Raw genomic sequence first — 11,622 nt, forward strand, 5'->3', positions numbered from 1 at the left:
TATGGCAACTTCTATTTTTGGTTGGCTAGGGCTGCTATTTGCAGGAATGCCGGTGGGATTTTCCCTAATTTTCGTTGCGCTGTTGTTTCTTCTGCTGACAGGCAGTACTGGTATTAACTTTGCTGCGCAACAGATGATCACTGGCGTGGATAACTTTACGCTGCTCTCTGTGCCATTTTTTGTCTTAACCGGACACTTGATGAATAGTGCCGGTATCACCGAACGAATCTTCAATTTTGCCAAGGCAATGGTAGGTCATATCACCGGTAGTTTGGGCCATGTGAATATTATGGCGAGTCTACTTTTCTCGGGGATGTCTGGTTCAGCACTTGCGGATGCGGGTGGTCTTGGTCAGCTTGAAATCAAATCAATGCGTGATGCAAAGTATGACGATGATTTCTCAGGCGGTTTAACGGCAGCATCATGCATTATTGGTCCTTTGGTGCCACCTTCAGTACCGCTGGTTATTTATGGTGTGGTTTCAGGCACTTCAATCGGTGCTCTGTTCTTGGCGGGCGCAGTACCTGGAATTTTGTGCTGTCTTGCGCTGATGATCATGAGTTACTTCATTTGTAAAAAACGTGGTTATATGGTGCTGCCTCGTGCGAGTGGTCGTGAACGTCTAAAAGCCTTTAAAGAAGCCTTTTTATCGCTGCTTACGCCTATCATCATTATCGGTGGTATCTTTTCGGGCAAGTTTACCCCAACAGAAGCCGCCGCTGTCTCGTCACTTTACGCGCTGTTCTTGGGTACAGTGGTATACAAACAGCTAACGTTTGAGGGTTTTATCGACATCTTAAAAGAGACAGTAAATAACACCGCAGTTGTAGCTCTTATGGTTATGGGCGTGACGGTGTTTGGCTGGATTGTGGCTCGCGAACAGTTACCACAAATGTTGGCTGATTTCTTCCTTAGCATCAGTGACAACCCACTTGTACTGCTGCTTCTGATTAACTTATTGCTGCTGTTCTTGGGCACCTTTATCGAGTCGCTCGCTTTGCTGCTGTTACTGGTTCCATTCCTTGTTCCTGTAGCGGTTTCGGTGGGCATTGATCCGGTTCACTTTGGTGTTATGGCTATCTTGAACCTAATGATTGGTATCTTGACTCCGCCGATGGGTATGGCGCTATTCGTTGTCGCAAGGGTAGGCGATATACCTTTCCACGTACTGACTCGTGGTGTCATCCCACTACTTGTGCCGCTGTTTATTGTGTTAGCACTGGTAGCGATTTTCCCTCAGTTTACGTTGTTCTTGCCTGAGCTATTCCTCGGCTACGGACAATAAAATTTAGATTAAAACAACAAGTGAGCCACTAAGGTGGCTCCGATTTAGTAGGATGTAAAAATGAACAAATTGACTGGTTTGATTGCTGCTCCTCACACGCCATTTGATACAAACAACAAAGTGAACTTTGCTGCCATTGATCAAATAGCCGAACTTTTGATCGCACAGGGTGTGACTGGCGCTTATGTTTGTGGCACGACAGGTGAAGGCATTCACTGCTCAGTAGAAGAGCGTAAAGCGATCGCTGAGCGTTGGGTGAAAGCGGCTGATGGAAAACTGGATATTGTGCTTCACACTGGCGCTCTAAGCATTGCCGACTCGATTGAACTCACGCAGCATGCAGAGACTCTCGATATTTTAGCGACCTCAGCGATTGGCCCTTGTTTCTTTAAACCGGGTAGTGTCGATGACTTGGTGGAATATTGCGCTCAAGTTGCGGCCGCAGCACCATCAAAAGGCTTCTACTACTACCACTCTGGCATGTCAGGTGTAAATCTCGATCTAGAGCAGTTCTTGATCAAAGGTGAGCAACGCATTCCAAACTTGTCTGGCGCGAAGTTTAACAATATGGATCTCTACGAATACCAGCGCGCTGTGCGTGCTTGCGGTGGCAAATTTGACGTGCCATTTGGTGTCGATGAGTTCTTACCCGCCGGTTTAGCGGTTGGGGCGGTAGGTGCCGTGGGAAGTACTTATAACTACGCAGCACCTCTGTATCTAAAAATTATCGAAGCGTTTAACAAAGGTGACCAAGCTACCGTTACGTCACTGATGGACAATGTTATTGCAATCATTCGCGTATTGGTGGAATACGGCGGTGTGGCGGCAGGTAAAGCAGCGATGCAACTGCACGGTATTGATGCGGGTAATCCGCGTACACCGATTCGTTCTCTCACTGACGCACAAAAAGCTGACGTTGTCGCGAAGATGCGAGATGCAGGCTTTCTTAACCTGTAGTTAAGGCTGACTGCTCAATTTAGTCGCTAGCAATAAAGGATAAATCTTTTATTGCTAGCCTAGTTGAAGGTGATATTTTCAGCACGAGCATCGACAAAAAAGTCTACTCACTCGCGTAATCGAAGATATTTACTTCAAGTAGTATGAATTCTAAAGCGTTTTGGCGGCAAACAGTGTCATTAACACGCTGATTTTGATATTTTTGCGGCAGCAAAATGATGATGTTGACATGAGGCAACGTATGGGCTCACCGAAAAATCTACTCGTTCGACTACGTTCGAACATCGAGCCGTTAAGCAAGAAATTGCGAGTGGTAGCGGAATATATTTCAGAAAACGCCAACGAGGTTCAGTATCAAACGATCACTGACTTAGCGCGTAATACCGCAACCAGTGAGGCGACCGTGGTTCGCTTGTGCCGAGATATGGGCTACAAAGGTTACTCTGATTTTCGAATGGCACTTGCCGTTGATTTGTCCCAGTCCCAGCCTCTGAAACCACAAGATCTTGAAGGTGATATTTGTGATGTCTCAGCGCAAAACGCATCAGCAGGTCTACTGGATACCGCAAAACTGATTGACCGCAAATCTCTTAGCCGTATTTGTGAGCGTGTACATGAGGCAAAATTCATCAACTGTGTCGGGGTTGGTGCATCAAGTATTGTTGGTCGTTACTTAGCTTATCGCCTGCTACGAATTGGCAAAAAAGTCACCATGTTTGAAGATACACATATGGCGGCGATGAATGCGGTGCGTAGTGAGCAAGGTGATTTGTGGTTTGCTATCTCAAGCTCGGGTTCGACACGCGAAGTGATTCATGCGGTTACTCAAGCATACGAGCGCGACATTCCTGTTATTGCGCTAACCAATATCAGTCACAGCCCATTGAGCGCTATTTGTTCTGAAATGCTGGTGGCAGCAAGACCGGAAGGGCCGCTAACTGGTGGGGCGTTTGCTTCTAAAGTTGGGGCGTTGTTACTGGTTGATGTGTTAGTGAACACCTTATTGGAGAACTACCCAGAGTATTCAGAGTCGGTATTGGATACTGCCAAGGTTGTTGTCCCGTTAATGAAATAACCCGCTGATTTTATTATAAGCCTGCAGTGAGCGGGCTTTATTTTGCAGTTTTTATAAAGGAAATATTCTTCTTGTGATGTTGTAGTGGAAAATATTTTTGTTTTATTGCGGTGAGTAGTGACCATCAGAGTCAATCCGCCGCGCTTAATAAGGAAATAGTGAACATGAAAGCATTTTATCCTGTATTACTGACGGTACCTTTGCTTGCTGCCTTCTCAGTGTCTGCGAATCAAACTTGGCCTGATTTACCAAAAGGGGTCAAAAATGGGGTGGGCGCTCAGGTAGACTCTAAACTTTATGTTGGTTTAGGCTCTTTGGGGCAAGACTTCTACATGCTGGACTTAAAGCATCTGGACAAAGGTTGGCAAAAACAAGCCTCATTTACTGGCCCAGCAAGAGACGGTGCGACAGCATCAGTGGTTGGGGAGGATATTTACATTTTTGGCGGCTCTGGCAAAGCTGATGCCAATGCTAAATCCCCGGTTATCTTTGATACTGTCTATCGCTTTGATGCCAACGCGAACACATGGTCGCAAGTCAAAACCACATCGCCCGTTGGCCTGTTAGGCGCGGCATCTTATTCTCCAGACAATCAACATGTTGTTTTCTTTGGTGGCTACAACAAACCGCTTTTTGACCAATATTTATCTGACATTTTATCGACCGACCAAAAAGCTAACCCAGAAAAATGGCAACAGATTGTGGATGATTATATGGGGATGAAGCCGGTCGACTATCAGTGGAACCGCCAAGTTCTGAGCTTCGATCCTGCCTCTAATCAATGGCAAGAGTTAGGTCTCTCTCCGTACTTACCAAACTGTGGTAGCGCGCTCGTAGCCAGCAAGCAAAACGCTTTACTGATCAGTGGCGAAATTAAACCCGGTCTGCGCACCGCAGAAGTAAAAACCTATCAGTTTGGGCAAGCGCAACCTTGGATGAGTGAGCATCCGTTGCCGACACCTGAGTCACAACCTTTGCAAGAAGGGGTGGCAGGCGCATTTGCTGGGATAAGTAACGGCGCAGTGATTGTTGCTGGTGGTGCCAATTTCCATGGTGCGAAACAGGCATTCGACAAAGGGAATATGTTTGCTCACAACGGGCTAGCAAAAGCATTTAACGCGCAAACCTATGTATTTAAAGACGGCTCTTGGCAACAAGCGAATGATCTTGCCGAGGGTATTGCCTATGGGCTTTCCTTTACTGTCCCTGAAGGCGTACTTATGGTTGGTGGCGAAAAAGCAGATAAGTCTGCAAGTACCAAAGTAGCAATGCTGTCTTGGAATGGAAAGCAAGTTAAACAACAGGATTAAACATGAAGATGCAGTTTTTGCCATTGCCACCTTTACCCTTAGGTCTTAAGAATGGTGTCGCGTTCTCCCATCATGACTCTGTTTTTGCGGGGTTAGGTAGCATGGGTGAGCAGTGGTTGATGCTTGATTTAAATGAGCAACAACATTGGCAGCCAAAGGCTCCGTTTCCAGGTGTCGCTCGTAACGATGCAGTGTGTGTCCCTGTAAGAGGTGGTTGCTATGTGTTTTCTGGCGCAGGTACTACAACGGAGCTCGGGTATGCAACGGTGCTGGTTGATGGCTACTACTATGATTGCCAACAAGATAGCTGGCATTTAGTGACGGAAGATATTCCGGTCGGGTTGCTTGGCGGGGCGGGAATAGCAATAGATGACAGCCTTTATTTTGTTGGCGGCTACAACAAGGTGCAGTTTGATGGCTTGATGGCACAACTTAGTGCATTGGAACGACAAGCTTCCCCCGATCTTAAACAGGCAACCTTGGTTGAATTTATGTCTCGTCCTATTGAAGAGTATCAATGGAACCAGCAAATTTACCGTTTTGATTGCAAGAGTCAGCAGTGGAGCCGAGTGGCTGAAAATCCATTCCAAGCCAACTGTGGTGCGGGTGTTTTTCGCAGTGATGGTACGTTGACATTGGTTGAAGGGGAGGTGAAACCGGGACTGCGTAGCTTACATACCAAACAGCTCACATTTGAGGCGGGTCAGTTAACTTCCAGTAGCTACTTGCCATCAATTGTAGAAGATGACCCGAAACATGAAGGACTTGCGGGAGCATTTTGTGGCGACGTGAATGGTTTGTGGATTGTCGCTGGTGGCGCCTATTTTATTGGCAGTCAAAGTAACTACCGGACTGAGCAGTACTATAGCCATCAAGGTTTAAGCAAAACCTTCACCGATAATGTTTGGTGTTTTGATGGTTGTGAGTGGCAACATGCAGGGCAACTACCTCAGGGTTGTGCCTATGGCGCCGCCGTCACGACATCACAAGGGATGGCAATGATTGGCGGTGAGTCACCACAAGGTGACGCTATGACCGAATGCTATTTATTGATCTAGCATTTCTTTCTTTGCTCAAAAGCCCGATATCCTTTGGTTAGGTATCGGGCTTTTTTACTGATAGTGGTGGGTGCTTAGTCGCGTCAACCGGGCGTTATTACGCCAGCTTAAATCTATCTAGCTGTTCTTTTAGTTCATCAGCCTCGGCTTGATAGCCATTGACGATGTGGTTTAAATCATCTGCTTGGCTGCTGGTTTGATGGGCGATTTCATTAAGAATATCGACGTCTTTATCAATCGCTTCACACGCTTTAGATTGTTCAATGGTTGATTGAGCGATGGAGCTAATATGGCTGTCGACTTGCTCAATGCTCGCCTCAAGCATTGAAACGCTTTCATTTACATGTTTGACGGAGGCAAAAGTAACATCACTGGCTTGTTTACTCTTTGTCATACTCTCAACGGAGAAGCGGGTTTTTTCGCTGATTTTTGCCAATAGTTTTTCAATATTCTCTGTCGCTTCTTGGCTGCGCTGGGCCAAATCTCTCACTTCGGAAGAAACTACCGCAAAACCTCTGCCGTGTTCACCAGCACGCGCAGCTTCAATTGCAGCATTGAGTGCCAGTAGATTGGTTTGTTCAGATACACCATTAATGGTTTCGACAATTTGACCAATACTTTGAGTGTCGTTTGCCAGCTCTGACATGCACTGTTCTGTCGCATTGATTTGATCAATAAGACTCTGTACCGATTCAAATGAACGTTCGCTTTGTTGCTGACATGCTTGAACTTGCTGGTTCATAGCATTGGTGTCGTCCATTGCCCGTTCTGCTGATTCGGCAATGCCTACACTTGATTGAGCCAGTTCGGTCATGGCGGTCGCGATGTTGTCACATTTAGCGATGGTGGAATGGCTACTTCGTTCAAGTTGCTCCGCCGAACTGACAATACGCACTAAACGTTCGGTGTTGTGGTCATTCGTTTTGGTAACCTCAAATAATAAATGCTTGAGGTTACTAATTAATTTATTGATGTTCCCAGCTATCGACGATATTTCGTCATGTCCACTCGAGTTCAACTGGCACGTGAGATCTTTTTGCTCAGACATTGCATTAAGATCAGATTTGATTTTCCCGACGCGATGTCTGAGACCTGAGACAACGAGGAAAAGTAACAGGCCAATGAGCAGTGCGCCAACCGCGGTTCCGACAACCAACAAGTTGCGATTAAAAATGGACTGAGCAGAGACGTTGGAAGCATATGTTTGCATATCATCTTGAACCGCATTGCGCAGTTGATTTAACAGTCCGATACGTTTGGTTGCCATCGGAAACCAGTCAGTTGCTTTAGGACCTTGGATAGCATCGAGGGTGTTGCTTTGAGACAAAAATTGCTGCTGGATTTTTTCGACATCTTGCCAAGCACTATTGGTTTGAAGTTGGCTTAGTTGGTTGAGGAACTCATCTGGCATAATGATTTTTGCACTGCGCTGAGCATAGTCACCGGATTGAATATACCCTTTGATATTGGCATAAACCACTGGGCTCGCACTGCCGCGTGCAAACACGCCATTTAATGCCCCTCGAACTTGTCCAGCACGTTCTTTCATAATCACAACAGAGATAAGAGATTTACCTAAAGCGCTGAGTTCATGACTGCGAGTTTCACTGATCAGCAAGTCGATATTATCGATAATGAGTTGGTTTAGATTGGAGTAATAACCAAAGGGTGCTATCTGCGGTTGCAACTGGTCAACGCCTTGACGCACTTGAGACAAGCGGGCGAGTTGTTTATCAATATCGATAAGCAATGTATTGATTAAGCTGCTTGGCAATACCGTGGACTTAAACTGCTTTAAATTGTTTAACGTGTTATCCACTTTGGTGCGCTGTTTGCTGAGGTTATTGACTATCTCGGGATTCCCTTTACTACCCAGCACCCCTGCAGTTAAGCCTCGCTCAACCGCGAGGTTATGAGCCAAATCATCATAGCGAATCACTAAGTTCACCAGTTGCTCATCTTTGATCGTCGTTTGTGACTTAGCATTTAGAGCGATTATGTCCAGAACGGCGAGAGTAACGGCAATCGTGACTGGAATTGTTACCGCAAAACTCACAATTAAATAAAGAGGAAAGCGACGTAGAATCGATTGCATGTTGTTTGTCTCCCTGACGCAATTACAAGCAAATATCTTTCATTAGTGTAGTTGTGTATTTTCTAGTACTAAAGTGTTACTAATTGGTAAATTATCAGAGAGTGATTTTGTAAGCATTTTTGTTGTAATTTCATTGCGAATTGGTGAGTTTGCGCAAGCTTTGCTTATGAAATAGCGATGTTTGATTGTTAAGTGAGGAGTTGGATTACTGACCGTTGTACCGCAGCAATCCAACTGGAATGGTTTGTTGGAATGAGGTGGGTTAAGGTTTCTCCCCAAGTGCTAGACGGCGCTCAATATCAACAATAACTTGCGGTAAATCGGATATTGTATCAATGAGGTAGTGTGGCTTGGCTGCCAGCATTTTGCTGCGGGCTTTTTCCCTTGCGCTATGCAAGGTTGCTTGATCCGCGTGCAAGTAATCTTGATAGGTGAGCCCAGCTTCGTTACCCGAAAGCAACAGTCCAACTGTCCACATCCCCGCGTTGTGCCCTTCTTCAATTCCCGGCACCGCATCATCCACTTTAATACAGCATTTGACATTGGTGACACCCAGTTCAATGGCATTTTTGAGTGCCATAAATGGAGCAGGGCGCCCGCCTTGAGGTAAGTCATCAGTCGCGACTATGTAGTCTGGATAATAGCCATATTGAGCCGCAGCAGGCACAAGCACATCCATCACCTGACGTGGATAACCCGAGCAAGAACCGATTTTTATCCCTTTTGCTTTAAGGTTATTGACGACTTCTACTGCATTGAGAATAGGTTCTGCATGATCAGTCACTTTGGCTATTTGTAGCGGCATAAATGCCGCGTAGATTTTGTCGATATCCTCGGTTGTCATTGCTTGACCAAATTGAGCTTGCCAACGAGATGCTACCGAAGGAATACGCCCAACGGCTTGGATGTGGTCCCACTTGCCGATGCCCATTGGTTGGCGAGCTTCATCGAGTGTAATCTCAAAGTCAAAACCAAGCTTAAACGCTTCGACAAAGATGGTGGTCGGAGCAAAGGATCCAAAGTCCACGATGGTGCCAGCCCAATCAAAAATAACGGCTTGAATGGCCGAGTGCGTGTCCAGTGTTTGCTTCAAAGTCATATTCAGTTCCTAATTTTGTTTGCTGCATACCGAGGCGATTGCCTGTTCAAAGATATGTAATGCTTGGGAGAGTTGTTCTCGAGAGATAATTAATGGCGGACTAAGTTGAATCACATTGCCTTGTGAAACTTTGAAACTGAGCCCATTTTGCAGGCACTGATAAAGCACCGTTTCGGCTTGTTCAAAGGTACGCTGTTTCGTTGTGCGATCAGTGACCAACTCAACTCCCCACAGCAACCCGATGCCGCGCACGTCGCCTATGAGAGGATATTTCTCCTTCATTGCCATCAGTTGCTGACGCATAAATTTGCTGTCAGCACGTGTTTTTTCAAGCAGTTGCAGTTGTTCTATCACTTCAATGGTGGCGAGTGCTGCTGCGCAACCAAGTGGGCTTTTTTCATGGGTATAGTGTCCCATGGAGATTTGAGCTGCGGTGTTATACTTGTCTTTGGTGATCATGGCTGCGATCGGGACTAAACCGCCGCCTAACCCTTTGCCAATACACAAGATATCCGGCTCGATGCCGTAAGCTTGGTAAGTAAACCATTCGCCACTTCGCCCCATACCATTGGGAATATCATCAATAATCAGCATCACCTGATGTTTATCGCATATCTCCCGAATGCGTCGCCAGTATGCTTGGCTAGGCACTTGCACATCCGTATTACGGACCGCTTCAGCGATAAATGCGCCGATGCCTCCCTCTTTTTCAATCACATACTCAAGGTAGTCGGCATAGTGCACATCGCTGTAATGATCGCTCCCTTCATGCATAGGAAACGCGCCCCGATAAGAGACCGGAGGTGGGATGCGTTCGACTCCTGCCATTAACGGCCCCATACCGTGGCGAAAACAAGCCTCGCCACCGACGGAGATAGCATCAAGCGAAGCGCCATGAAATGAGTCCCAGAGTGAGACCACTTTCGCATTACCAGTGATATGCCGCGCCAGTTTAAGCGCCATACCGACAGCGGACGTGCCCCCAGGAGCAAACAGCACTCGCTTTAACTCCCCGCCACATATCTGGGTGAGCTTCTCTGCACACTCTACTGCTATCTGGTTAGTGAAACGGCGTGGAGAAAACGGCAACTTGGTAATTTGCTGAGTGACTCGCTCAATAAGGTGTGGGTGACCGTATCCTAGTTGATGAACATTATTGCCATGGAAATCCATATAGCGTTTTCCTGCGCTATCTTGGATATAGATACCTTCTGCGTGTTCAAGGCTATCTAAGCAAGGGGTCGACATGGATTGGTGCAAGAATACGTTTGCATCACGCTCTAACAGGTTGTGTGTTCGACTGTCTGTAATAGAGGCGCACCACTTGCTGCGTGCGTGAGTGGTATTGATATCGCCTTCACTGCGAAACAGGGTGAGTGTGTTGTCTTGTTCCATCATAGTTCCTTGAATGGGGTGTAATCTGTCACTAGCTCTGCTGCCAATACATTGCATGGCGAACCGCTTCAATTAGGCGTTCGATATCTTGCGGGTATACCTCACCAATATTGCCGATGCGAAAACAGTCTGCATTGGAGACTTTTCCGGGATAGATAACAAAGCCCTTCGCCTTAAGTTGCTGATAGAATTGCTTAAACTGGTAGTCGCTATGCTGGGGCGAATAGAATGAGGTGATGATCGGTGAGTGGAGCTTTTCATCGAGAAGTGGGGTAAATCCCAACGCCTTCATTCCCGCAACCAAGGTTTTTTGATTGGTTTTGTAGCGTAAATGACGCGCTGGTATTCCGCCTTCTTGCTCTAGCTCAATCAGCGCTTGATAGAACGCTCGAACGGTGTGAGTTGGTGAGGTAAAGCGCCATTTACCATGATTGTTTTGCATGCATTGCCATTGGTCATAGAGATCAAGACTCAACGAGCGGGCTTGGCCCTGACAAGTTTCCAACTCATTTTGCTTAGCAATCACAAAGCCAAATCCCGGCACACCTTGTATGCACTTGTTCGCCGAGCTGATCATAAAATCGACACCCATGTCACCAATGTCGAATGGGATCCCACCAAAGCTCGACATTGCATCTAAGATGACCACTTTATGGTATCGCTTTGCGAGGCTCGCAAATGATGCCACAGGGTTTAACATACCCGTGGTCGTTTCGCAGTGGACAATGGCGACATGGCTGATGTGTGGGTCTTGCATCAGCACTTGCTCAACGTCAGCGAGATCGGGATGCTGAGTCTCGACGGGAGTGACCGTGACACAAGGAATATTTAAGTAGTGAGCGATTTGGGCAATGCGAGCGCCATACGCGCCATTATCAATCACCAGCAGTTTACCATTAGCAGGTATGACGCTGCCGATGGTCGCTTCAACTGATGCCGTACCACTGCCTTGCATAAGTACACTGGTATAACCTTGGTGCTGGGTTGCTAAGGTGACTAATTTACGGCGAATTACCTCGACAATGTCTTTGTTGTATTCATCATCCCATGTACACCAATCTTTCAGCATGGCCTGACGTACGGTCGTAGAGGTCGATAGTGGCCCAGGCGTAAGTAGTAGATAGTCGTTGTTCATCTTATATCCCTTTATTTTTAATTTGGTCTACACCAGATAAGATTACTTTAGCAGCGACTCAATTGGCGGGTAAATAGTCAGCCAGTCAACTTCATAAAAGTTTCATTTTTCTTGAGGTACGCGAACGGATTGGGGTAAGCGGGATAGGGAACATTTTCTAACGGTGAGCGTTAGTTTTGCTCGCTCGCTGGTTTTATCGCCAACGCATAAAGT

9 protein-coding genes are annotated in these 11,622 nt (G+C 46.5%); 5 read left to right on the top strand and 4 right to left on the bottom strand.

Going from position 1 to position 11,622, the window contains the following annotated elements:
* Position 1 precedes the first annotated feature (1 nt).
* From GZK95_RS05960 to GZK95_RS05980, 5 genes are all read left to right on the top strand, one after another.
* The gene (locus GZK95_RS05960; RefSeq protein ID WP_075709349.1) at positions 2 to 1,285 is read left to right on the top strand and encodes a TRAP transporter large permease; all 1,284 of its coding nucleotides are present in this window, start codon (positions 2 to 4) and stop codon (positions 1,283 to 1,285) included.
* Positions 1,286 to 1,345: 60 nt separating this feature from the next.
* Positions 1,346 to 2,242 carry a dihydrodipicolinate synthase family protein gene (locus GZK95_RS05965; protein WP_075714542.1) on the top strand — a complete coding sequence of 299 codons (897 nt, stop codon included), beginning with the start codon at positions 1,346 to 1,348 and terminating at the stop codon, positions 2,240 to 2,242.
* A gap of 241 nt (positions 2,243 to 2,483) precedes the next feature.
* A complete protein-coding gene (locus tag GZK95_RS05970) occupies positions 2,484 to 3,317 on the top strand; it encodes a MurR/RpiR family transcriptional regulator (RefSeq protein ID WP_075709351.1) in 834 nt (277 codons plus the stop codon).
* Positions 3,318 to 3,475: 158 nt separating this feature from the next.
* The gene (locus GZK95_RS05975) at positions 3,476 to 4,627 is read left to right on the top strand and encodes an N-acetylneuraminate epimerase (RefSeq protein WP_404817683.1); all 1,152 of its coding nucleotides are present in this window, start codon (positions 3,476 to 3,478) and stop codon (positions 4,625 to 4,627) included.
* A 2-nt stretch (positions 4,628 to 4,629) separates the two neighbouring features.
* A complete protein-coding gene (locus tag GZK95_RS05980; RefSeq protein ID WP_075714538.1) occupies positions 4,630 to 5,685 on the top strand; it encodes a YjhT family mutarotase in 1,056 nt (351 codons plus the stop codon).
* A gap of 97 nt (positions 5,686 to 5,782) precedes the next feature.
* On the opposite strand, the gene GZK95_RS05985 is transcribed toward GZK95_RS05980, so the two are convergent.
* The 4 genes from GZK95_RS05985 to phnW form a co-directional block, all read right to left on the bottom strand.
* Complete coding sequence (locus GZK95_RS05985) at positions 5,783 to 7,780, bottom strand: methyl-accepting chemotaxis protein (RefSeq protein WP_075714536.1); 1,998 nt, start codon at positions 7,778 to 7,780, stop codon at positions 5,783 to 5,785.
* A gap of 262 nt (positions 7,781 to 8,042) precedes the next feature.
* Entirely contained in the window at positions 8,043 to 8,879 is an 837-nt protein-coding gene (gene phnX / locus GZK95_RS05990) for a phosphonoacetaldehyde hydrolase (protein WP_075709355.1), read from the bottom strand.
* Between the two features lie 9 nt (positions 8,880 to 8,888).
* Positions 8,889 to 10,274 (bottom strand): aspartate aminotransferase family protein, encoded by a 1,386-nt coding sequence (locus GZK95_RS05995; RefSeq protein WP_075714534.1) that lies wholly within the window; start codon positions 10,272 to 10,274, stop codon positions 8,889 to 8,891.
* A gap of 31 nt (positions 10,275 to 10,305) precedes the next feature.
* Positions 10,306 to 11,409: a 2-aminoethylphosphonate--pyruvate transaminase gene (gene phnW, locus GZK95_RS06000; protein WP_075714532.1), complete on the bottom strand. Its 1,104-nt coding sequence runs from the start codon at positions 11,407 to 11,409 to the stop codon at positions 10,306 to 10,308.
* Positions 11,410 to 11,622 lie beyond the last annotated feature (213 nt).

This window comes from Vibrio panuliri (genome assembly GCF_009938205.1).
GTDB lineage: Bacteria > Pseudomonadota > Gammaproteobacteria > Enterobacterales > Vibrionaceae > Vibrio > Vibrio panuliri.

What these genes read in the sequence shown, in the direction of transcription:
- GZK95_RS05970 (WP_075709351.1), top strand. Translation starts at nt 2,484, where the DNA reads ATGGGCTCACCGAAAAATCTACTCGTTCGACTACGTTCGAACATCGAG.
- GZK95_RS05985 (WP_075714536.1), bottom strand. Translation starts at nt 7,780, where the DNA reads ATGCAATCGATTCTACGTCGCTTTCCTCTTTATTTAATTGTGAGTTTT.
- GZK95_RS05995 (WP_075714534.1), bottom strand. Translation starts at nt 10,274, where the DNA reads ATGGAACAAGACAACACACTCACCCTGTTTCGCAGTGAAGGCGATATC.
- GZK95_RS05960 (WP_075709349.1), top strand. Translation starts at nt 2, where the DNA reads ATGGCAACTTCTATTTTTGGTTGGCTAGGGCTGCTATTTGCAGGAATG.
- GZK95_RS05980 (WP_075714538.1), top strand. Translation starts at nt 4,630, where the DNA reads ATGAAGATGCAGTTTTTGCCATTGCCACCTTTACCCTTAGGTCTTAAG.
- phnX (WP_075709355.1), bottom strand. Translation starts at nt 8,879, where the DNA reads ATGACTTTGAAGCAAACACTGGACACGCACTCGGCCATTCAAGCCGTT.
- GZK95_RS05965 (WP_075714542.1), top strand. Translation starts at nt 1,346, where the DNA reads ATGAACAAATTGACTGGTTTGATTGCTGCTCCTCACACGCCATTTGAT.
- phnW (WP_075714532.1), bottom strand. Translation starts at nt 11,409, where the DNA reads ATGAACAACGACTATCTACTACTTACGCCTGGGCCACTATCGACCTCT.